This window comes from Clostridium sp. LS3 (assembly GCF_055330225.1).
This window is the reverse complement of sequence record NZ_CM143921.1, coordinates 3,365,322-3,388,659: the sequence shown is the minus strand read 5'-3', so window position 1 is coordinate 3,388,659 and position 23,338 is coordinate 3,365,322. Positions and strand designations below refer to the sequence as shown.

19 protein-coding genes are annotated in these 23,338 nt (G+C 28.6%); 17 read left to right on the top strand and 2 right to left on the bottom strand.

What is annotated here, in order from left to right; all coding sequences use genetic code 11:
- Positions 1 to 10: 10 nt before the first annotated feature.
- Positions 11 to 1,477, bottom strand: coding sequence for a nicotinate phosphoribosyltransferase (locus tag ACZJV1_RS15915; RefSeq protein ID WP_463650770.1), 1,467 nt, complete (start codon positions 1,475 to 1,477; stop codon positions 11 to 13).
- Positions 1,478 to 1,637: 160 nt separating this feature from the next.
- Between ACZJV1_RS15915 and ACZJV1_RS15910 the strand changes: the two genes are divergently transcribed.
- From ACZJV1_RS15910 to ACZJV1_RS15885, 6 genes are all read left to right on the top strand, one after another.
- Entirely contained in the window at positions 1,638 to 3,629 is a 1,992-nt protein-coding gene (locus ACZJV1_RS15910) for an ATP-dependent helicase (RefSeq protein ID WP_463650768.1), read from the top strand.
- A 63-nt stretch (positions 3,630 to 3,692) separates the two neighbouring features.
- Complete coding sequence (locus tag ACZJV1_RS15905) at positions 3,693 to 3,851, top strand: hypothetical protein (protein ID WP_411168850.1); 159 nt, start codon at positions 3,693 to 3,695, stop codon at positions 3,849 to 3,851.
- Between the two features lie 38 nt (positions 3,852 to 3,889).
- The gene (locus tag ACZJV1_RS15900) at positions 3,890 to 5,914 is read left to right on the top strand and encodes a cell division protein FtsA (RefSeq protein WP_463650767.1); all 2,025 of its coding nucleotides are present in this window, start codon (positions 3,890 to 3,892) and stop codon (positions 5,912 to 5,914) included.
- 66 nt (positions 5,915 to 5,980) lie between these two features.
- Complete coding sequence (locus tag ACZJV1_RS15895; protein ID WP_463650766.1) at positions 5,981 to 7,171, top strand: M20 metallopeptidase family protein; 1,191 nt, start codon at positions 5,981 to 5,983, stop codon at positions 7,169 to 7,171.
- Positions 7,172 to 7,237: 66 nt separating this feature from the next.
- Complete coding sequence (locus ACZJV1_RS15890; protein WP_463650765.1) at positions 7,238 to 8,209, top strand: RluA family pseudouridine synthase; 972 nt, start codon at positions 7,238 to 7,240, stop codon at positions 8,207 to 8,209.
- 13 nt (positions 8,210 to 8,222) lie between these two features.
- Positions 8,223 to 9,842: a putative polysaccharide biosynthesis protein gene (locus ACZJV1_RS15885; RefSeq protein WP_463650764.1), complete on the top strand. Its 1,620-nt coding sequence runs from the start codon at positions 8,223 to 8,225 to the stop codon at positions 9,840 to 9,842.
- Positions 9,843 to 9,961: 119 nt separating this feature from the next.
- On the opposite strand, the gene spoVB is transcribed toward ACZJV1_RS15885, so the two are convergent.
- The gene (gene spoVB, locus ACZJV1_RS15880) at positions 9,962 to 11,461 is read right to left on the bottom strand and encodes a stage V sporulation protein B (protein WP_463650763.1); all 1,500 of its coding nucleotides are present in this window, start codon (positions 11,459 to 11,461) and stop codon (positions 9,962 to 9,964) included.
- 175 nt (positions 11,462 to 11,636) lie between these two features.
- Between spoVB and ACZJV1_RS15875 the strand changes: the two genes are divergently transcribed.
- The 11 genes from ACZJV1_RS15875 to ACZJV1_RS15825 all read left to right on the top strand — a co-directional run bounded on the left by ACZJV1_RS15875 (position 11,637) and on the right by ACZJV1_RS15825 (position 23,337).
- On the top strand, positions 11,637 to 12,929 hold the full coding sequence (locus ACZJV1_RS15875; RefSeq protein ID WP_463650762.1) for a PQQ-dependent sugar dehydrogenase family protein: 1,293 nt from the start codon (positions 11,637 to 11,639) through the stop codon (positions 12,927 to 12,929).
- A 148-nt stretch (positions 12,930 to 13,077) separates the two neighbouring features.
- Positions 13,078 to 13,572, top strand: a complete 495-nt coding sequence (locus ACZJV1_RS15870) for a hypothetical protein (protein ID WP_463650761.1) — start codon at positions 13,078 to 13,080, stop codon at positions 13,570 to 13,572.
- A 22-nt stretch (positions 13,573 to 13,594) separates the two neighbouring features.
- Positions 13,595 to 15,265 (top strand): B12-binding domain-containing radical SAM protein, encoded by a 1,671-nt coding sequence (locus tag ACZJV1_RS15865; protein ID WP_463650760.1) that lies wholly within the window; start codon positions 13,595 to 13,597, stop codon positions 15,263 to 15,265.
- 206 nt (positions 15,266 to 15,471) lie between these two features.
- On the top strand, positions 15,472 to 15,798 hold the full coding sequence (locus ACZJV1_RS15860; RefSeq protein ID WP_411168841.1) for an ATPase: 327 nt from the start codon (positions 15,472 to 15,474) through the stop codon (positions 15,796 to 15,798).
- Complete coding sequence (locus ACZJV1_RS15855; RefSeq protein WP_463650759.1) at positions 15,785 to 17,740, top strand: V-type ATP synthase subunit I; 1,956 nt, start codon at positions 15,785 to 15,787, stop codon at positions 17,738 to 17,740. The genes ACZJV1_RS15860 and ACZJV1_RS15855 overlap by 14 nt, the downstream gene beginning before the upstream one ends.
- Before the next feature lie 13 nt (positions 17,741 to 17,753).
- Entirely contained in the window at positions 17,754 to 18,239 is a 486-nt protein-coding gene (locus ACZJV1_RS15850; RefSeq protein WP_411168839.1) for a V-type ATP synthase subunit K, read from the top strand.
- 18 nt (positions 18,240 to 18,257) lie between these two features.
- Positions 18,258 to 18,848: a V-type ATP synthase subunit E gene (locus ACZJV1_RS15845; RefSeq protein WP_463650758.1), complete on the top strand. Its 591-nt coding sequence runs from the start codon at positions 18,258 to 18,260 to the stop codon at positions 18,846 to 18,848.
- Between the two features lie 12 nt (positions 18,849 to 18,860).
- On the top strand, positions 18,861 to 19,862 hold the full coding sequence (locus ACZJV1_RS15840) for a V-type ATP synthase subunit C (protein WP_411168837.1): 1,002 nt from the start codon (positions 18,861 to 18,863) through the stop codon (positions 19,860 to 19,862).
- A complete protein-coding gene (locus tag ACZJV1_RS15835) occupies positions 19,855 to 20,166 on the top strand; it encodes a V-type ATP synthase subunit F (RefSeq protein ID WP_460286652.1) in 312 nt (103 codons plus the stop codon). The genes ACZJV1_RS15840 and ACZJV1_RS15835 overlap by 8 nt, the downstream gene beginning before the upstream one ends.
- 17 nt (positions 20,167 to 20,183) lie before the next feature.
- Positions 20,184 to 21,962 carry a V-type ATP synthase subunit A gene (locus ACZJV1_RS15830; RefSeq protein WP_460286653.1) on the top strand — a complete coding sequence of 593 codons (1,779 nt, stop codon included), beginning with the start codon at positions 20,184 to 20,186 and terminating at the stop codon, positions 21,960 to 21,962.
- The gene (locus tag ACZJV1_RS15825) at positions 21,955 to 23,337 is read left to right on the top strand and encodes a V-type ATP synthase subunit B (RefSeq protein WP_411168834.1); all 1,383 of its coding nucleotides are present in this window, start codon (positions 21,955 to 21,957) and stop codon (positions 23,335 to 23,337) included. The genes ACZJV1_RS15830 and ACZJV1_RS15825 overlap by 8 nt, the downstream gene beginning before the upstream one ends.
- Position 23,338: the final 1 nt, after the last annotated feature.

Here is a 23,338-nt window from a genome sequence, read left to right as displayed (position 1 = left end):
AAGCACTCTTTTATTTTATACATTTATGAAGTAGGTCTTGTTTTAATGTCCATAATTCACTAGATAAATCAACATAATAAGTATGAGGATTCTCAAATCTTAATATTTCAGGCCACATCCTTAGACTTTCACTTTTTGAAAACTCTTTTATTTCTAAAACAGAAGGACTAGTATAAACTTGAGATCCTTTATCAAAAATTTTAACCATTAAATCTTTAACATAAAAGTTAGTAACTAACTTTCTTTTCCAAGTTTCTATAGGGTGAAATATTTCAAGTGGCTTAGATTCATCAATAGCCTCATGATTTAAAGCTATAAGGTCAGCAATTGCATTATTTGTCTCTTTATCATAAATTCTATATATCTTTTTAAAGCCTGGGTTAGTTATTTTTTCGCTATTTTCACTTATTTTTATTTTAGGAATAATTCTATCATTATTTTCTACGGCTACAAGCTTATAAACGCCACCGAAAACAGGCTCTGATTTAGCAGTAATTAATCTTTCACCAACACCAAATGAATCTATGCAAGCACCTTGATTTAAAACATCTCTTATAATATGTTCATCTAATGAGTTGGATACTATTATTTTACAGTCAGGATATCCAGCTGAATCTAAGAGTTTCCTACATTTCTTAGTTAAATAAGTTATATCTCCAGAATCTATTCTAATTCCCTTAGGTCTTTTACCTATAGGTTTTAATACTTCATCAAATACTTTTATAGCATTTGGTAATCCGGATTTTAATACATTATATGTGTCAATGAGAAGTGAACAATTATCAGGATATACCTCTGCCCAAGCTTTAAAAGCCTCGTACTCTGTATCAAATAGTTGAACCCAACTGTGAGCCATTGTTCCAACTGCAGGTACATCAAAATATTTATCAGCAATTGTACATGCTGTTGAATCACAACCTCCAATTATTGAAGCTCTAGCACCATAAATTGCACCATCATATCCTTGAGCTCTACGAGAACCAAATTCCATAACTGTTCTACCAGCAGCAGCTCTACATATTCTATTAGCTTTAGTAGCTATAAGAGTTTGGTGATTAATAGTAAGTAGTATCATAGTTTCTATAAATTGAGCTTGAACAACAGGACCTTTAACTATTACTAATGGTTGATTTGGAAAAACGAAGTTTCCTTCAGGTATTGCCCAAACATCACATTCGAATTTAAAGTTCTTTAGGTATTTTAAAAATTCTTCTGAAAATAAATTTTTACTTTTTAAATAATCTATATCTGATTCAGTAAATTTTAAATTGTTTAGATATTGTATTAATTGATCTACACCAGCCATTATACAGTATCCACCGCCATCTGGAACTCTTCTAAAATACATATCAAAATATGCAATTTTATTTTGGATCTCTTTATTAAAATATCCATTAGCCATTGTTAGTTCGTAGAAATCTACTAACATAGTAAGATTACGTTCGTTAGTAACATCAAATCTAATTAAGTTTTCCATGTTTTTCTCCTCTTATAATAAATAACATTCAAAATAGTAAATTCATTAATTCATAGAGTACATTAATATATAAATATATTGTACATCTATACATAAATTATTACAATATAGTTATTTGTACTATAAAAAGGTTAATAATATAAGATAAAAAGGAGGCAGTATGAAGATTAGTTTAGATAAATATCAAGATGAAGCCGTATATATAAAAGATAAAAATGTATTAGTAGTTGCTGCACCAGGATCTGGAAAAACTACTGTTATAATTAACAGAGTAAATTATTTAGTAAATCAGTTAAGAGTAAAATTAGGAAATATAATAATAATAACTTTTACAAGAGCTGCAGCTGATAATATGAAAAATAGGTACAAGAACGTATTTAATAGAGAGATTGCACCTTTTTTTGGAACTTTTCATGGATTGTTCTATAAAATCCTTTTAAGGGAAGGTTTTAACATATCAATAGTTGAGGGAGGAGTTTCTCATAGAATAATTAAGTCTGTATTATCTAAGTATTCAGATGATGTAAGTGAAGATAAAATAAAAGAGGCTTTAAATAATATTTCATTTTTTAAAACATCATTAAAAAATATTGAAGACTTTACTCCAACTATGGCTAAAGATATTTTTATTGAATGTCTTAACAAGTATGAAGAATATAAGTCAAAGAATGGATTTTGGGATTTTGATGATTTATCTATAAAGGTTATAAATTTATTTGAAAATGATAATAGAGTACTAAATAAGTATATAAGCGTATTTAAATATATTTTAGTTGATGAATTTCAAGACTGTGATGAGTTACAAATGCGATTTTTAAAGCTTATAAATAAAGGAAACTCTCTATTTGCTGTTGGTGATGAGGATCAATGCATTTATAGTTTTAGAGGATCTAAACCTGAATATATGGTAAGCTTTGATAAAAATTTTCCAAGTGCTAAAAAAATATATTTATCTATTAATTATAGAAGTAATGAAAATATAGTTGAAGCTTCAAAGGAAATAATAAAGCATAATAAAAGTAGAAATAACAAGATTATACATTCGTATAAAAGCTCAATTGGAATAATAAAGTTTAATACTCCATATGATGAAAAAATGCAAGGGGAAGAGATAGGTAATATAATAGAGAAATCTATAGATGGTTTAAGTGAAAATGCAGTATTGTATAGAACTAATATGGAGGCTAGAAGCATGATAGATACATTTACTCGTAGAAAGATTCCATTTGTGCTTTTAGATAAAGGATATAATTTTTTTGATCACTTTATATGTAAAGATATGCTTTCATACTTAAAGCTTGCAATTAATATAAAAGATAAAGAAAATTTTTTAGCAGTAATAAATAAACCCTTTAGATATATTAGCAAATCAAATTTAGAATATATAAGAAGATCCTTTGAAGATAAATCACCATTTGATATTTTAATAGAAAAAAATGATACACCGCCATATCAGGCCAAAAAACTTAACGAATTAAAGAGAGACATAAGTTATCTTAATAAGTTATCTTTATCTGGTGCAATACAGTATATTATTTCTGAATTAAATTATATAGATTACTTAAAAGATTATGGAGAAAGATATAAACAAAGTATAGAGGAATTGGAAGAGATATTAGAGGAATTTAAAAGTGCAGCAGATGGATTTAAAACAATAATGGAATTACTTGGACATGTAGAAAGAGTAAAAGAAAAAATAGAAGAAAGTAAGGAAGTAGAAGAAGGAGTAATTTTAAGTACAATTCATGGTGTTAAAGGCATGGAATTTAAAAATGTTTTTATAATTAATTCAAATGAAGAAACAATACCCCATAAATCATCTATGGAAGATAATATAGAAGAAGAAAGACGACTATTTTATGTTTCTGTAACCAGAGCTATAAATAATTTATATATATTCTCTCCTAAAACTCAAAGGGGAAGATTTAGAGATATATCTAGATTTGTTATTGAAGGTGGTTTTAAGGAGATAAATAAAAATGAGGATTATGGAATAAAGGTTAACGATATAATTCATCATAGAACTTACGGAGATGGTAAGGTTTTATCAATAGAAAAGGATGTAATTAAAATAGATTTTGGTGATTACTTAAGTAAAAGTTTCTCTTTAAAGGTGCTTATGGAAAATAATCTTATTATAATAATAAACTAAGTGTTCACTATTCTTTTTTTAGGATGTATAATCTTATTATGGTAATAAAAGGGGGATTTGTAAGTGGCTTATATTTTAATAGGAATATTATTATTTGTTGTACTTTATTTCGTTATAACATTTGCAGTAGAAAGTGGAGTTTATTATGCCCTACTTAAATTCGAGAAGGTTAGAAAAAAAGATGATATAGATAATTTTTTAAAAGATAATGATAACCTTTAATAGATAATATATGATAGTAAATTATGAGGTGATAGCAAATGAATAATGTAAGTTTAAAGGATATTAAATTTGCACTAGATGTAGGAACAAGATCTATTATTGGAAGTGTAGGAATAGTAGAAGAGAATAAATTTAATGTTATATGTGAAAAGTACTTAGAGCATGAAGAGAGAGCAATGGTAGATGGACAAATTCATGACATAGAATTAGTAGCTAAAGGTGTAAAAAAAATAGTAGATTATATAGAGGCAGAAATAGGAATTCAATTAGAAAATGTTTCTATTGCAGCAGCAGGTAGATTTTTAAAAACAATTAATTCTCAAGAAGAAATGGAATTGGATTCAGAAGAAGAAATAACAAAGGAAGATGTAAGAAAATTAGAGCTAATAGCTCTAAAGAAAGCCGAAAATGAAATAAATAAGACTACAGAAGGAAAGTTATATTGTGTGGGATATTCTGTAAAAAACTACTATTTAAATGGATTTGTAATATCTAATTTAGTTGGACATAAAGGTGAAAAGGTTTCTGTAGAAGTAATAGCAACTTTTTTACCTAGATCAGTAGTTGATTCATTATACACAGTTATGAAAAAGGTTGGACTTAGAGTAAGTAATTTAACTTTAGAACCAATAGCTGCAATAGAAGCAGTTGTTCCTAAAAACTTAAGGCTATTAAATATAGCATTAGTTGATATAGGAGCCGGGACATCAGATATAGCTATAAGCTCCAAAGAAAGTATATCTTCTTATGGGATGGTTCCACAAGCTGGAGATGAAGTGACAGAATCTATAGTTCAAGAGTACTTAGTTGATTTTAATACTGCTGAATACATAAAAAGAAGTTTAGAAAAAGAAGATGAAATAACATATATTGATATACTTGGTTTAGAAAATAAAATAAAATCAGAGGATATAAAGAAACTAATAAAGCCAACAGTTAGAAAAATTGCTGAGGGAATAGCTGCAAAGATAATAGAGTTAAATGCAAATAAATCACCAAGTGCTTTATTTTTAGTTGGTGGTGGAGCACATACTCCTGGAATAATTGACGAGCTTAGTGATAAATTAAATATGCCAAGTCAAAGAATAGCTATAAAGGATAGAAAGTCTGTAGTTGAATGTATTAGTGATAATAATTTAGGCTCAGCAGGAGTTACTGTTTTAGGTATTGCATTAACAGCTTTAAAAAATGGTGAAAATGATTTTATAGATGTAATTCTAAATGGTAGTCCAGTAACTATGTTTAATTCACATAATCACACTATTATGGATGTTATAATTCAAGCAGGTATAAATCCAGTTATGCTTATAGGGAAAAATGGAAAGAATTTAAGATATAAGTTAAATGGTGTGAAAAGAATAGTATTTGGTGAAAAAGGAAGAAATCCAATTATAAAACTTAATGGCAAATTAGAAAGTATGGATAAGAGAGTTAAGGCTGGAGATGATATAGAAATATCTTATGCTATTACAGGAAAAGATGCAAAATCTAAAATAGTAGAACAAATAAAGGAGTTTAATAGTATAAGTATATATATAAATAATAATTTAGTTAGTCTAGAGCCTATAATATTTGCTAACGATAGTATAGTTAATTTAGATTACTTTATAAATGAGGATGATGATATTAAGATAATACTTCCAAAATCAATTTCGGATATAAAAAACTATGTAATAAAAGAAGAGGTAGTTATAGAAAAGAATGGTATTAAATTATTAGAAGATTATGTTGTTAATGAAGGGGATAAGTTAACATTATATTATAATGATTCACTGAGTAATGAAGTTTCTGTTGAAGTAGATAAAACTTTAAGTACAAGTGTTTCAAAAGAAAATGATAAAAAAACTAACGCTAAAAATTATAATGAGATTAAAGTAACAGTTGATAATAAGTTAGTAACACTTAGTGGACAAAAAGATTATATATTTGTGGATATTTTTAACTATATTGATTTTGATTTAAAAGAAGCAAAGGGGATAATAAATTTATTCCTAAATGGAAATAAGGTTGGATATACAGAAAAGTTAAAATCAGGAGACCATATTGAAATATTATGGAGTTAGACTTTATTAAAAATCAAATATTATAGCTATAGGAGTGGTTGGGTGAAATAAATAGGGGGCAAAAACATGAATTTTAAAAATCAAGCAATAAGCCTAAAAGAGGAGCTAATAACTATAAGAAGAACGCTTCACCAATACCCTGAATTAGGTATGGAGGAATTTGAAACATCTAAATTTATAAAAAACTTTTTGAAAAATGAAGGAATAGAATTTATAGAAGTTTCTAATACAGGTGTATGTGGGATAATAAATGGAACTAAAGAAAATATTAAAATTCATAAAAAAACTATAGCTTTAAGAGGAGATATAGATGCACTACCAATTGCAGATAAAAAGCAGTGCAATTATTCATCAAAAATTATAGGAAAGATGCATGCATGTGGACATGATGCTCATACTACAATATTACTTGGAACAGCTAAAATATTAAATGAAAATAAACATTTATTTAGTGGAAATGTAAAATTATTATTTGAACCAGCAGAAGAAACGATAGGTGGAGCTAGGTTTATGATAGAAGAAGGTGTACTTGATAATCCTAAAGTTGATTGTATATGTGGGCTTCATGTTGAAGAAACATTAGAATGCGGAGCAATAATGGTTAAACATGGAGTGGTTAATGCAGCATCTAATCCATTTACAATTAGGATAAAGGGCTCAGGTGGACATGGAGCTTATCCTCATACAACTGTTGATCCAATTGTTATAGCTAGTCATGTAGTATTAGGGATACAAACAATAGCGAGTAGAGAAATCAATACAATGAATCCAACTGTTATAACAGTTGGTAGTATTCATGGTGGAACAGCAAAAAACATAATACCGGAGGAAGTAGAAATAAGTGGTATTATACGAACTATGAGTAAAGAAGATAGAGCTTTTGTTAAAAATAGATTAGTTGAAATTGTTGAAGGAATATGTAAATCTTCAAGGGGAAGCTGTGAAATAGATATAGATGATTCGTATCCTAATTTATATAATGATAACTCTATGGTTGACTTATTTAAATTAGGAGCAAAGAAAATAATAGGAAAAGAAAATATATTACTTCAAAAAAATCCTAAAATGGGAGTAGAGAGTTTTGCTTATTTTGCAAATGAAATACCAGCAGTATTTTATTTTTTAGGTTCAGGAAACAAAAATAAAAATATAATTTATCCTGCACATAGTAGCTTATTTGATATAGATGAAGATTGCTTACCATTGGGGGTTGCAATGCAATGCCAAATAGTATTTGAATATTTGACAAGAAGCTAATTTAATATTAATCTATAACAATGGAGAAAATATAGTTAGAATACTAAAAAACTAGGAGTGATTAGTTTGAGAATAGAAATAGGCACAAATGAAGCAGGTCAAAGATTAGATAAATTTTTAAGAAAATTATTAAAGGATGTTCCTTTAAGCAAAATTTTTAAAGCTTTGAGAAAAGGCGATGTAAGGGTTAATGGTAAGAAGCAAAAAGAAAATTACTCTTTGCAAATAGATGATGTAGTAGAAATAAAATATATACAAAGTAATAAAGAAAAGCCGGAAGAAAAATTTATTAAAGTTAATGCTAGAGGAATGAAAATCACTTATGAAGATGCTAATATACTAATAGTTGAAAAGTGGCCTAATATTTTAGTTCATCCTGATGAAAAAGGAAAAGAACCAAGTTTAACTGATTATGTTTTATCGTATTTAAATGAAAAGGGAGATTACTTACCGGAAAATGAATTAACATTTACTCCTGCACCATGTAATAGATTAGATAGAAATACTTCAGGAATAGTTATATTCGGTAAAAATTTTGAAGCTTTAAGATCAATGAATGAAATGATAAGAGAAGGTAAAGTAGAAAAGTATTACAATACCTTAGTTAAAGGTAAAATAAAAGATGGATTATATAAAGGATATATTCATAAAAATGAAGAAGCTAATATATCAAAAATATATGATGAAAAAATACAAGATTCAAAAGAAATAGCAATGGAAGTTAAAACTATAAAAACAAATGGAGCATATTCATTTTTAGAAATAGATTTAATAACAGGAAGAAGTCATCAAATTAGAGCTCATTTATCACATTTAGGAACTCCTATAATTGGTGATAATAAATATGGAGATAGAAAATTAAATTCATTTTTTGCAAATAAGTTTGGACTTGATTGTCAATTCTTATACGCTTATAAATTGATTTTTAGAGATGCACCAGATAAATTAAGCTATTTAAACAATAAAACTATAATAGAAAGCTTACCACCAGTATTTAAGAAGATTAAAAATGATGTGTTTAAATTCACAATAAAATAAAAGGTGATTAGGTATGGAACAAAAATCAGCCGGACGTGGCTTTTTAATATTATCAATTGCAGGTATTGCTGGTAAATTACTATCAGCAATATATGTTCCTTTATTAACAGCTGTTTTAGGTGAAACAGGTTATGGAATATATACTGCTGGATATGATATATTCGTTTTTTTAATTGCAGTAACTAGTTTAGGGGCACAACCTGCAGTTACAAAGGTTGTAACAGAGCTTAGAGCAATGGGTAACCATAAAGATGCCTTAAGGGCCATGAAGTTAGCTGTAAAATATTTAGCAATTATAAGTATTATAATTGCTGGAATTTTTATGGCTTTGGCATTTCCTCTTTCAAAAGCTATTAATGCAGAGAAATCAGCTTATACTTTTGTATTTTTAGCACCAGCAATAATTTTTGCAGCTATTTTAGCTGCCTATAGAGGATATATGCAAGCTGTTGAAGAAATGGAGACATTAGCTATATCCCAAATTATAGAGCAACTAATAAATGTTATACTTAGTTTAGTATTTGCAGGTATATTAATTACTATAACAAATGAAGATGCATGGGGAAGTGCAGGGGGAACGGTAGGTACATCTTTAGGAGCAATAGTTGCAATAATATATATAATATACATATATGAAAAAAGAAATTATAAAGAAAAAGCTGAAAGAAATCATGACCCAAGTAGAAGAAGAGTATCAGATAAAAGGATAGTTAAAAAGTTATTTATGTATGCACTTCCTATAACATTAGTTGCAGGAGTACAAAATTTTGCAGGTGTTATAGATACTATGACTCTAGGAAGAGGCTTAAGTTCGGCGGGATTTAATCAAGATCAAGTTAATGACTTAAGAGCGGTTTTATCGTATTATAAAACTCTTGTTTATGTTCCTTTAGCTATAGTAACTGCACTTGGAACTTCAATATTTCCTAAGGTGATACAGGCTTTTGTACATAAGAATAAAAAAGATTTAAAGCAACAAACAAGCTATGCATTTAGAATAACATACATAATAATAATGCCAGCTACATTTGGATTAGCTATATTAAGTAAAGAGATATATAACTTTCTATTTAATAACACTTCTACAGGATATACATTACTTATGTATGGATCATCTTTGCTTATATTTATGTCTATAACTACAATACAAAATGTTATTCTTCAAGGAATAAATAAATTGTACTTGATAATAGTATCTGCAAGTGCAGGATTAATAGCAAAAATAGCTATAAATCTTATATTAATTCCAGTTCCAAGCATAAATATAACGGGGGCAGTAGTAGCAACATTTGTATCATTTATTATTCCAGCGGTAATAAATCATAGAAAAATTGAAAGCTTTTTCAAAGTTAAAATACCAATAATAAAACAAGCTATAGTACCAACAATATGTTCTATATTAATGGCTATTGTAATATTCTTAGTAAAATTCCCAGTTATTAAAGTTGCAGATATGATTGGTGGAGGAAGAGTAGTAATAGCTTTAGCAACATTAATTTTAATAGGTATAGGCGGAATAGTTTATTTATACACAATGGTTTACTTTGGAGGAATAAGAAAAAAAGATTTAGATTTAATTTCACCAAAACTTTTTAGATTCTTACCAAGAAGAATAAGGAAAGAATTAATTTAAGAATAAAATAATAAGAAATTAAAATATAATTAAATTAAATTAAGTTAAAAAATAAAGGATAGAAATAAGTTTAATTTCTGTCCTTTATTTTTATAAGCCTAAAAGAAGATTTATATTAGCTATTGTTCTTCAATTCCAAAGAAGCTTAAAAATGTGAATATAATAAATGTTAGGCTAATTATTATTAAGTTTTTAGCTATAAACATATTACCAAGGAAATTGTTTGTAAATACTTTTAGTACCATAAATATTAATATTGATAATAGTAAAAATATACTTATATTACTTTTAGATAAATCTAAGTATATATGTTTTTGAACTTCCCTAAGATTTATAAATAAGCTTACACTAGAGGTTATGAATATACTTATGGCATAGCCCATTATATTTACTCCAGGTATTCCAACAAATATAAATAAGCATATAATTTCTAGTAAGGAAACTATTAAGGAATTTTTTAATATTACACCTTGTTTATTTAATCCATTTAGTATTCCAAACATTGTGCTTGCAGTAAAGAATATAGGGGCACTTAATGAGGCAACTTTTATATATTCTCCTAAGTCATCTCTTCCATAAAACATTTCTCCTAGAGAGTGAGGAATAATATTACAAATTATAGTTGTAGCAAGTCCAAGTAAAAATGCTATTTTCATTACCTTTTTAATTCTTATAGTGGCATTATAGTAGTCACCTCTGCTTAAGGTTTCAGATAAATCAGGAACTATAAGAGAGTTTATAGACATAATAACTATCATTGGAAAGGTAACTATTGTTAAAGCCATTCCAGTAAATTTACCTATCATTCCTAAAGCAGCCACAGAATCAAATCCAGCAGCGACTAACCTTCTTGGTACTAATAATGTTGAAGCTGTACCAAACAAATTACCTAGAAAGCCATTAATACACAAAGGAAGTGCAATTACTAATACATTAAATAATAATTGTGAAGCTCTCTCTGGTTTTTCAACTGATGGAGTTACTTTTCTAGAGATATTTTTATAGTAAATGTACAATAAAATTAAGCTTTGAAGCTCTCCAATTGCTAGGGACAAATAAGCTAAAGTTACTAAAGAAGTAATTGAAGTAGCCTTAAACATATAAATTAATAGTGCAATAGTAATAATACGCATTGCTTTTTCTAAAATATCTATAAATGAAGGAACTACTATTTTAGAAACCCCATAAAAGTAACCTTTTAATATGTTAGATAAAGCTATAAAGACCATAGCTGGACAAGTTATTCTAATAGCATTAACAGTTCTCATGTCATGTATTCCATATTTACTTATGTAAGGAGACAAAAAGAATACCATAATACCTATAGCAATTGCCCATATTACATTAAAGCTAGCAACTGTTTTTATAGTTTTACTTATATTATTATATTGACCTTTAGATTTGTAGATTGCAGATACTTGCGATATGGCAGCTATAATTCCAGCAGTCATTAAACAAATGAAAAGGTTGTATATAGGCATTACTAATCCATATAGTCCCATTCCTACAGGACCTATAAGTTTTGATAAGTAAATTGAAAATATAAATCCTAAAACTCCAGTAGTTATATTAGATGCAGTAAGAAGAAAAGAATTTCTTACAAAACTATCTTTTTCCAAAGTCTATCACCCCCAAATTAGTACATTTATATGTATTCTAAAATAAAAAGAAATATACCATTAGTAACCATTAAGAAAATAAATGGAATAGGAAAAAAATTAAGTAATTCTAAAAGTAATAATTTATATATTTCAAAATATAAATTAAACATAAATAAAAAATTAGGGGGAGCTCATGAAAAGGTTTATTAAATTTTTACTTATTTCAATTATAGTAGTGACTATAGCCTTTGGGATTTTCAAGGTTACAAATAAATATAATTTATATATTTTAAATAAAAATATAGATTGGTCAATAAGCCTTAAAGGATGTGAAGGAGCTAAAAGCTTTGATTTTGATGAAGAGGGGAATTTGTATCTGGCATTTGATGATACAATTAGAATAGTAAATAAGGATGGTAACGATGGGGTTATAATAAGAGAAAGTAAGTTCAACATTTTAGATATAATATACAATGATAAAAAGTTATACATATCTACAGATAACAGGATACTGGAGTATGATATAGATAAAAAATCATATAAAGAGCTTGTAAGTGAAATACCCAATAATGGTATAAATAAAAAAATAAATTTATTACTTCATGAAAATAAACTATATTTCTCAGTTGGAAGTAACACAAATGCTGGAATAGTTAATGAAAAAGGAGAAGCCTTTGACATAGCAACAGGTGAATGGATATTATCTGGGAATAATTATGGAGAAAATAAAACAGGAGCTTTTTCACCGTATGCAGTGACTACAGAAGTTGAAGAAAAAGCGCAATTTCAAAAGTTAGGGAATGCAGCTATATTATCTTATGATTTAAATAATGGAGAAATAAACTTATTTGCTCATGGAATTAGAGATATAAAGGGATGGGATATAGATGATAAGGGAGAAATAAATGGAATCGTGGGGGGGATGGAAGATTTACCTCCAAGAAACATAAAGGATGACAAAGATTATATATATAATCTACAAAAGGAAGATTGGTATGGATGGCCAGATTATAGTGGGGGAGATCCTATAACATCACCCAGATTTACAGATTTAATAAAACAAGAATATCTAATAAAAAATCATCCAGATAAAAATCCAAGTAGGCCTATATATCAAGATAATGATGTTTCAGCACTACAAGGGCTAGCTATAGATAAATATGGAAAATGCTTTGATAAAAATACTATGATATTTGGAAATAATAAAAAAGGTTTTATATATGCATTAAATGAAAATGGTATAGTAAAAGATTTAGTTGATTTAGGTGATAAGAGTAGGATAGAAAAAATATTATTTTACAAGGATAGCTTCTACGTATTAGATAGTAATGCTGGATGCTTATATAGCCTTAAATCAAATGAATCGATAGGGATTTTTAAGTTACCTAAGATATTCTGGATTTTTTCTATAGTATTTGTAATAGTAATAATAATATGTGTATTAATTAAAAATAAAGAACATAAGATAAGTAGTGCTAATAAATAGATAAAAGAGAAGAGTTGAGCTCTTCTTTTTTTATTTATAGGAAAGGATAAAAGCTTAAAGCTTTAAAAATTTAACAAAAAGTATTAATAAATTTTGAGGTTAATAAATATAAATATAATATAACTTATGTAATTGGAGGTAAAGTGATATGGGTAAAACAATAGTACTTAACTTATCAGATGTAAAATTGAATGGAGATATACTAGATGTTGGAGAAAGTTTTGGAGTTATATATAATATATCAAAGGATGTAATGGATGAAATTTCAGTAGATTATGTGGGAGCAGAAAATTCAAACACGCTTAAGGAAGAAGATTATGATACTTGTACAATGTTTTTTCATTTAAGTAAACTATGGAATAATTCCTCTAGATTAAAATTAATTGAAGAAGTAACTAAATATATTAAGATTGGAGGATCAATATATATATGGGACATAAATAAAGAAATTAAGAGTATAGTAAATAACAAGATAATGGCTGTACTACCATCAGGTAAGGTAAGGGAATTTGAATTTAAAAATTTAAATCCTTTAATAAAGTCAGATATGGAAGAAAATAAAAAATTTCTTGAAAAATACTATGAAATAGAAGAAACTAAGTTATGGGAGGATATACATTTTATAAAGGGTATAAAACTTTAATTTTGAAAGGAAGAAGATACTTATGAAAATTTTACTTACAGCTATAAATTCTAAATTTGTTCACAGCAATTTAGCTGTTAGATACTTAAGGGCTTTTACAAAAGATATGAATTATGATTGTAAAATTAGAGAGTTTTCTATAAATGATAGAGAAGAAAAAATATTAGAAGAAATAATAAAAGAAAAACCTAACGTAGTAGCTTTTTCTACTTATATTTGGAATATAGAAATGATAAAAAAATTATCAAATCTTATAAAACTTGTAGATGAAAATATAGAGATATTATATGGAGGTCCAGAAGTATCTTATGACAGTCAAAACATACTAAGAGAGCTAAATGGAGAATATATTATTGAGGGAGAAGGAGAAAAAACATATAGAGAATTTATAGATTATAAGTTAGGGGAAAGAGATATAAATTCAATAAGAGGTTTTTACTACAAAAAGAATGGTGACATAATATCAAATGGAAAAAGACCTCTAATGAATATGAATGAGCTAGTGTTTCCTTATGAAGAAGATGAAATCTTAGATAATAAAATAGTATATTATGAAGCCTCAAGAGGATGTCCTTTTAATTGCAAATATTGTTTATCATCTACAACTCACGGAGTTAGGTTTTTAGATATTGATAGGGTAAAGAAAGAATTAAAATATTTTATTGATAAGGAAGTAAGGCTTGTTAAGTTTGTAGATAGAACTTTTAATTGTAATAATAAATTTACAATGGCTATCTGGGAATTCCTTATAAATCAAGATACAAAAACACAATTTCACTTTGAAATATCTGCAGATATATTAAAAAAATCAGAACTAGATCTTTTAAGAAAGGCACCAAAGGATAGATTCCAATTTGAAGTTGGAGTTCAAACAACAAATGATGATGTACTAAATAGAATAAATAGATTTGTTAATTTTAGTGATATTAAGGAAAAGGTTGAAGAACTTCTTCAAATTAGAAATATAAAACAGCATCTAGATTTAATTGCAGGCTTGCCAGGAGAAGATTATAATTCATTTAAGAAATCATTTAATGATGTTTATAGTATAGAGCCAGAAGAAATTCAATTAGGGTTTTTAAAGCTTTTAAGGGGTTCATCTATGAGAGAAGAAGCAGAGGAATATGGAATGAAGTATTCTCCATATCCACCATATGAAATATTGAAAACTAATAATATAAGTTATGATGAATTAATAAGGCTTAAGAAAGTGGAGGAAATGGTCGATAAATATTATAACTCTCAAAAGTTTAGTAACATAATAAAATATTTAGTAGAGAAGTTTGATAATCCTTTTGATTTTTATTATAAATTGGGTTCTTATTTTGGCTCTAAGGGATATTTCAATAGAAATATAGGAAATAGTGAGTATTATAAAGTATTTTTAGATTTTAATATGGAGATATTAAAAGAGGACAATTTTATATTAAATCAAATTTTAAAATTTGATTATTTAAGATTTAATAAAAAAAGAGGAATACCAGAGTTTATAGAAAAAAATTTAGATAAAGAAAAAGAAAAAAATATAAAAGAACAATTAAGAGACTTATATTCTTTTAAGGATTATCATTTAGAAGTCTTTAGTATAAATATACATAAATTTATGCAAGATTCTATTATAATTATGGAAAAAGATTACTACTTATTTGGACATGGAGGTGATGTTATAAACGTAACTGATAAATTAAAATAAATTCAAAAAATTTTAAAATTTAAGTTAAATAAATAAAGAAAACAATTACAATAATTGAAAAATTGTTCTTATTTAACTAAATGAAGAATAAAAATGTTGAAAAAAATATTAAATCATGTATAATGGATAATAATAAAGAGTAATTAATACTATATAAAGTATTAATTGCTATATTATTATTTTACAATAATAAAGGTGGTGAGATTTTGGCATTAGAAGCAATAAGTGAAATTAAAAGAGCTGAAGAAGAGGCAGAGAAGCTAATTCAAGAGGCTACAATAAGTTCAAAGGAAATATTAAAGAATGCAAATATTAAAGCTGAGGAAGAATATAATAAAATTTTAAATGAAGCAAATTTAAATAAAAGTAAAATAATTTCTGAAGCTGAAGAAACAGGAAAATTAGAATCAGAACCTATATTAAGAAAAGGTGAAGAAGAAGTATTAAGCATTAAAGGTATTTCTGATGAAAAGAAAAATAATGCTATTAATTTAATCGTTGAGAGGATAGTGAAGATTCATGGCAATAGTTAAGATGAACAAATTCACTTTGCTTACCTTTGAATCTAAAAAACAAGATATCTTAAAGAAAATACAAGGGTTATCTAATGTAGAATTTATTAATTTACAGGACGAGGAATTCCTTAAAAAATATGATGAGTTGAAAGGCTTATCTAATGATGATATAGATTTAGAGTGTTCAAAGTATGAAGAAAATTTATCAAAGGCTAAATTTGCCCTAGAATTTCTCGCAAGATATGTTCCTAAAAAATCAGGAATAAAGGCATTAAAGGAGGAAAAGCTAACGTTAACCTTAGAAGAATTAGATAATAAGGTTAAAAGCTCAAATTGGAATAAAGGCTATGAAAAGGCAAAGGAAAGAGAGTCACAGTTAGCAAGTCTAGATTCAAAGGTTACAAAATTACAAACAGAAATAGATACATTAACTCCTTGGCAAGATTTAGATGTAGCTTTTAATGAACTAATACAATTAAAAAATACATCTTATTTTTTAGGTACTATAGCAAAATCTTATGAAGATTCATTAATGGAACAATTATCAAATGTATATGTTGAAATAATATCAAGAAATAACAATGATATTAATCTTTTAATTTTATCTAATAAAGAAGATGGAGAAAATGTAGCAGAAATTCTTAGAGGTTTTGGATTTAGCAGTTTTAAAACAGAACATAAAGATGTTCCTATGAAGCTTATTTTAGATTTTAAGCATCAAATAGAAGAGTTGCAAACAAAAAAGTTCTTTGTTCAAGAAGAAATTGCAAATTTAGAAGAAGATTTAAGAAATTTAGAAATAGCTTATGACTATTTTGTGAGTAAAGTTGAAAGAATTAAAGTTTCAACAAATTTCTTAAAAACAAAAAATATATGTGCAATTCAAGGTTGGATAGCACAAGAAGATACTGAAAAACTAAAATCTATATGTAGCGAGATTCTTAAAGATGATTACTACATAGAATTTGAAGAAGTAAAAGAAGAAGAAATAGATGATGTACCAATAAAACTTAAAAATGGTGAACTTGTATCAGCTTTTGAAAGTGTAACAGGAATGTACAGTTATCCAAAGTATAATGAAATTGATCCAACTCCATTACTTGCACCATTCTATTTAATATTCTTTGGAATGATGGTAGCAGATGCTGGTTATGGATTAATAGTTTTAATAGGATCTGGATTAGCACTTAAGTTTTTAAATCTTGATGATAGCAAAAAAGATTTTGCTAAGTTTTTCTTCTACTTAAGTTTCCCAACAATATTTTTTGGGCTAATTTATGGATCAGCATTTGGAGATGCTATAAAACTGCCAACACAAATTATAGATACTAACAAAGATGTAAATACAATATTAATTTTATCTTTAGCATTAGGTATAATACAAATATTCTTTGGATTATTTATAAAAGTATATAATCTAACAAAACTTGGTAAAGCTAAAGATGCATTTTATGATGCAGGTTCATGGATAATTACATTAATATCAATAGGTGGATTAGCAGCAGTTAAATTTTTAAACTTACCAGCTGTTTTAGGGACTATATTTACAATAACTATGGTATTTGGAATGATTGTTATAGTTTTAACAGGTGGTAGAGACGAAGAAACTAAAGGGGCACAAATAGGTCAAGGTTTATATGCCTTATATGGTATAACAGGATATGTAGGTGACTTAGTATCATATACAAGACTTATGGCTTTAGGTTTAGCAGGCGGATCTATTGCAGGAGCGTTAAATTTATTAATACACACTCTTCCAGGGGTGGCTGCAATAGTAATAGGACCTGTATTGTTTGTACTATTCCATATATTTAACTTAGGATTATCATTACTTGGAGCTTATGTTCATACAGCAAGACTTCAATATGTTGAATATTTCTCAAAGTTTTATGATGGCGGTGGAAAACCATTTAAAGCATTTAAAGGTTCAGAAAAATATATAAAGATCAAAAGAAATTAGGAGGAATTATAAAATGGAAATGTCATGGATTCAATTTTTTGTAGAAAATAATGGTGGATTAATATTTGCAGCTATGGGAATAGCTTTAGCTGTTGGATTATCTGGTATAGGTTCAGCTAAAGGTGTTGGAATAGTTGGTGAAGCTGCAACAGGATTAGTTACAGAAGAACCAGAAAAGTTTGGTAAGGCATTAGTTCTTCAACTATTACCAGGTACACAAGGTTTATATGGTTTCGTTATAGGATTCTTAGTATTTACTAAAATGGCTTCAGGTATGCCACTAGCTCAAGGTTTATACTTATTAGGTGCTTGCTTACCAATAGCATTTGCAGGACTTTGGTCAGGTATAGCTCAAGGTAAAGTTGGAGCAGCAGCTATTCAAATATTAGCTAAAAACCCAGAACACAATACAAAAGGTATTATATTAGCTGCAATGGTTGAAACATACGCATTATTAGGATTCGTTATTTCATTCATGTTAGTAAGCAAAGGATTCTAGGATTGGAGAGAATAGGCTATGGCAAGTGTAAATAATCTAACTTCAAAAATCCTTAGGGATGCTGAAGAAAGAAAGGAAAGTATTTTAGCTTCTGCTGAAGAGGAACAAAGTAAGATTCTTTCTAAAAGAATAGCTAAGTCCAAGGAGCTTGAAAAAGAAATTATACAAAAGGCTGAGCTTGAAGCTAAAACAAAAAAAGAAAGAATTTTATCTTCTGCTTCTCTTAAGGTTAGAAATGATAAATTATCAGCGAAGCAAGAAGTTATAGAGGAAGTTTTTCAAAAAAGCATAGATGCTCTATTATCTATATCAGGAGAGGATTTTTTAAAATTTATAAGAAATTCAATTCTTTCTCTTGGAGTAATAGGAGAACAAAAATTAATTTTAAACAAAGATGGAATGGAATTAGTAGATATTACTTTTATATATGAATTAAATCAGGCACTAGGAGAAAAAGGAAATATAAAATTAAGCTCAAAAGAGGGTAATTTTAAAGGTGGGTTTATTCTTGAAAGTAATGGTATAGAAATTAATAACACATATGAAGCTTTAGTAAGTTCATTAAGAGATGAATTGGAGTTTGAAGTAGCAAGAGTGTTGTTTAGTTAAGGAGGGTAAGAGATGGATGTAATGAAATTTACCCAAGCTGTATCAAGAATATGGGTTTTAGAAACAAGACTCCTTGATAAAGCCAAGATAGACAGAATGATAGAAGCTCCATCAGCAAATGAAGTATTAAGAATACTAAATGAAACAGAATATTCAAATGCTTCAGCTAATGTAAAAAGGTCTGAAGATTATGAAGAAATTTTAACAGCAGAACTTAAAAGGATATATGATTTAGTTTATGAAATAAGTCCAGTTAAAGAAGTTGTTAAACTAATGAGTCTTAAATATGACTATCATAATATCAAAGTACTTTTAAAAGGAAATGTATTAGGAAAAGATTTATCTTCAATGCTTATACAATTAGGTAATTTAGACTTACAAGAAGTTAAACATAAAATAGATGGAGATAATTTTAAAAGCTTAAATGGAAACCTTGGAAAAGGAGTTCAAGAAGCAATGAAAGTTTTTGAGGAAACAAAAGATCCTCAAAAAATAGATATAATAATAGATAAATATATGTTTAAAGAATTAGTAGAAATAAAAAATCAATTAAACTATAAATTCATAGATAATTTAGTTAAAGCAATGATAGATTCTACTAATATAAGAACTTTACTTAGAATAAAGAAACAAAATAAAGGAAGAGACTTTGCACAAGAAGTAATAGTTGATGGTGGAGCAATAGATAGTAGTAGAATTATTTCACTACTTAATGAATCACCAGAAAATATAATGGCTAAGCTTCAAAGTACTATTTATTCAGATTTAATAAAAGAAGGTTTTGAAGGATACATAGCCACTGAATCTGCAAGTCTTTTAGAGAAATTAAGTGATAACTATATAATGGAATTGATGAAAGGTTCTAAGTTAGTTACATTTGGACCAGAAAAAATATTATCTTATATCTATGCAAAAGAAACAGAAATAAAGGTAATAAGAATTATAATGGTTGGCAAGCTTAATAATATTGCTGAGGAAGTAATAAGGGAAAGGCTGCGTGATATATATGTATAAGAAAATTGGAGTCGTTGGAGATAAAGATTCAGTTTTAGCATTTAAAGCTTTAGGAATAGATGTATTTCCTGTTATAGAAGCGGATGAAGCTAGAAGAGCAATTGATAGATGTGCGATGAATGATTACGCAGTAATATTTGTAACTGAGCAAGTAGCTCAGAATATAGAAGAAACTATAGCTCGTTACAATGAACAAATGCTTCCTGCAGTAATATTAATTCCAAGTAATCAAGGGTCATTAAATATAGGGCTAAAGAGAATTAGTGATAGTGTGGAAAAAGCTGTTGGCGTTAATATTTTATAGGAAGGTAGGTTAGTAAGTTGAAGACCGGAAAGATAATTAAGGTTGCAGGTCCTTTAGTTGTTGCTGAAGGAATGGAAGAAGCAAATATATACGATATGGTTAAGGTTGGAGATAATGGACTTATTGGCGAGATTATAGAAATGAGAGCTGATAAGGCATCAATCCAAGTTTATGAAGAAACTACAGGAATCGGTCCTGGGGATCCAGTTGTTACAACAGGAGAACCACTAAGTATAGAGTTAGGACCAGGTCTTATAGAATCAATGTTTGATGGAATTCAAAGACCACTTGATGCAATAGAAAAGGCTGCAAATTCACCGTTCTTAAAGAAGGGTGTATCAGTTAAGTCATTAAATAGAGAAAAGAAATGGGAGTTCAGACCAACTGCTAATATAGGAGATGTTGTAGAATCTGGAGATATAATTGGTACAGTTCAAGAAACTACAGTTGTTCTACATAAAATAATGGTTCCAGTAGGAATAGAAGGAACTATTAAAGAAATTAAAGCAGGTGAATTCACAATAGAGGAAACAGTTTGTATCATAGATACAGTGGCTGGACCAAAGGAAGTAATGATGATGCAAAAATGGCCTGCAAGAAAAGGTAGACCATTTGCAAGAAAAATGAAACCAGAACAACCAATGACGACAGGACAAAGAGTTATAGATACATTCTTCCCAGTAGCTAAAGGTGGAGCTGCCGCAGTACCAGGACCATTTGGAGCTGGTAAAACAGTTGTTCAACATCAGGTTGCTAAGTGGGGAGATACTGAAATAGTTGTTTATGTTGGATGCGGAGAGCGTGGTAACGAAATGACAGACGTTCTTAATGAGTTCCCAGAACTTAAGGATCCAAAAACTGGTCAAAGCTTAATGAAGAGAACAGTTCTTATAGCTAATACTTCTAATATGCCAGTTGCTGCTAGAGAAGCCTGCATATATACAGGAATTACTATAGCTGAATACTTCAGAGATATGGGATACTCAGTTTCAATAATGGCTGACTCAACATCAAGATGGGCAGAAGCATTAAGAGAAATGTCTGGTAGACTTGAAGAAATGCCTGGTGACGAAGGATATCCAGCTTATCTAGGATCAAGACTTGCCGATTATTATGAAAGAGCAGGTAAGGTTGTATGTTTAGGTAAAGATGGCAGAGAAGGTGCTGTAACAGCTATCGGAGCAGTTTCACCTCCAGGAGGAGACCTTTCAGAACCAGTTACACAAGCAACACTTAGAATAGTTAAAGTATTCTGGGGACTTGATGCACAACTTGCATATAAGAGACACTTCCCATCAATTAACTGGTTAAATTCTTATTCATTATATGCAGATACTATTGATACATGGATGAATAATGAAGTTGCTTCAGATTGGGGAAGCTTAAGACAAGAAGCTATGACTATATTACAAGAAGAATCAGGACTTCAAGAAATTGTGAGCCTTGTTGGTATAGATGCATTAAGTGAAAAGGATAGATTAAAGTTAGAAGTTGCTAAATCATTAAGAGAAGATTACTTGCAACAAAATGCTTTCCATGAAATTGACACATATGCTTCATTAGATAAACAATATAAAATGCTTAAGCTAATACTTTTATTTAAAAATGAAGCTGAAAGAGCTTTGCAAGCTGGAGTTTACTTAAATAAAATATTAGGATTAGATGAAGTTAGAGATAAAATTGCTAGAAGTAAATACATTCCAGAAGATCAAATAAATAAAATGGATGATATTGCTTTAGAATTAAAGGTTATTATAGATACATTAATCAACGAAGGAGGGGTTCTAGATGCTTAAGGAATACAGAACAGTAACGGAAGTTGTTGGACCTTTAATGGTAGTTGAAGGTGTAGAAGGTGTTAAATATGATGAACTAGTTGAAGTGGAACTTCAAACTGGTGAGCATAGAAGAGGTAAGGTTCTTGAAATAAACGGATCAAAAGCAATGGTACAGCTTTTTGAAGGTTCTTCGGGAATTAACTTAAGAGGAACTAAGGCTAAGTTCTTAGGAAGACCTCTTGAACTTGGTGTATCAGAAGATATGTTAGGTAGAATATTTGATGGTATGGGTAAGCCAATTGATAATGGACCCAATATAATACCAGAACAAAGAGTAGATATAAATGGAGAAGCTATAAATCCAGTATCTAGAGATTTTCCATCAGAGTTTATCCAAACAGGTATCTCAGCAATTGATGGATTAAACACTCTAGTTAGAGGACAAAAGTTACCTGTTTTCTCAGGTTCAGGGCTTCCACACAAAGAATTAGCTGCTCAAATCGCAAGACAAGCGAGAGTTTTAAATTCAGACTCTAACTTCGCAGTTGTATTTGCAGCTATAGGTATTACATTCGAAGAGTCACAATTCTTCGTTGATGAATTCCAAAAAACTGGTGCTATAGATAATGCAGTATTATTTATGAACTTAGCATCTGACCCAGCTATCGAAAGAATAGCTACACCAAGAATGGCATTAACAACAGCTGAATTCTTGGCTTATGAAAAAGGAATGCAAGTTCTTGTTATAATGACGGATATCACAAACTATGCAGAAGCATTAAGAGAAGTATCTGCAGCTAGAAAAGAAGTTCCAGGAAGAAGAGGATATCCAGGATACCTATATACTGACCTTTCTACATTATATGAAAGAGCAGGAAGAATTAGAGGTAAAGAGGGTTCAATAACTCAAATTCCTATATTAACAATGCCAGAAGATGATAAGACTCACCCAATTCCTGACTTAACTGGATATATTACAGAAGGACAAATAATTCTTTCAAGAGAATTATACAAGAAGGGTATTATGCCTCCAATAGATGTTCTTCCGTCATTATCAAGACTTAAGGATAAAGGTATTGGTAAAAATAAAACAAGAGAAGATCATGCTGATACAATGAACCAATTATTCTCAGCTTATGCTCAAGGTAAGCAAGCAAAAGAATTATCAGCAATATTAGGAGAATCAGCTTTATCAGATATAGATAAGCAATATGCTAAATTTGCAGAAGCTTTTGAGGAGCAATATGTTTCACAAGGCTTTACAGCAAATAGAAGTATAGAAGAAACATTACAATTAGGATGGAAACTTTTGAAGATACTTCCAAGAACAGAGCTTAAGAGAATAAGAGATGAGTATCTTGAAAAGTATATGCCAAAGGGAGATGAAGAATAGC

Bases quoted from the DNA above. Each gene is read 5' to 3' on its own strand.
- ACZJV1_RS15915 (WP_463650770.1), bottom strand. From the start codon at position 1,477: ATGGAAAACTTAATTAGATTTGATGTTACTAACGAACGTAATCTTACT.
- ACZJV1_RS15910 (WP_463650768.1), top strand. From the start codon at position 1,638: ATGAAGATTAGTTTAGATAAATATCAAGATGAAGCCGTATATATAAAA.
- ACZJV1_RS15900 (WP_463650767.1), top strand. From the start codon at position 3,890: ATGAATAATGTAAGTTTAAAGGATATTAAATTTGCACTAGATGTAGGA.
- ACZJV1_RS15895 (WP_463650766.1), top strand. From the start codon at position 5,981: ATGAATTTTAAAAATCAAGCAATAAGCCTAAAAGAGGAGCTAATAACT.
- ACZJV1_RS15885 (WP_463650764.1), top strand. From the start codon at position 8,223: ATGGAACAAAAATCAGCCGGACGTGGCTTTTTAATATTATCAATTGCA.
- ACZJV1_RS15875 (WP_463650762.1), top strand. From the start codon at position 11,637: ATGAAAAGGTTTATTAAATTTTTACTTATTTCAATTATAGTAGTGACT.
- ACZJV1_RS15870 (WP_463650761.1), top strand. From the start codon at position 13,078: ATGGGTAAAACAATAGTACTTAACTTATCAGATGTAAAATTGAATGGA.
- ACZJV1_RS15865 (WP_463650760.1), top strand. From the start codon at position 13,595: ATGAAAATTTTACTTACAGCTATAAATTCTAAATTTGTTCACAGCAAT.
- ACZJV1_RS15855 (WP_463650759.1), top strand. From the start codon at position 15,785: ATGGCAATAGTTAAGATGAACAAATTCACTTTGCTTACCTTTGAATCT.
- ACZJV1_RS15850 (WP_411168839.1), top strand. From the start codon at position 17,754: ATGGAAATGTCATGGATTCAATTTTTTGTAGAAAATAATGGTGGATTA.
- ACZJV1_RS15845 (WP_463650758.1), top strand. From the start codon at position 18,258: ATGGCAAGTGTAAATAATCTAACTTCAAAAATCCTTAGGGATGCTGAA.
- ACZJV1_RS15840 (WP_411168837.1), top strand. From the start codon at position 18,861: ATGGATGTAATGAAATTTACCCAAGCTGTATCAAGAATATGGGTTTTA.
- ACZJV1_RS15835 (WP_460286652.1), top strand. From the start codon at position 19,855: ATGTATAAGAAAATTGGAGTCGTTGGAGATAAAGATTCAGTTTTAGCA.
- ACZJV1_RS15825 (WP_411168834.1), top strand. From the start codon at position 21,955: ATGCTTAAGGAATACAGAACAGTAACGGAAGTTGTTGGACCTTTAATG.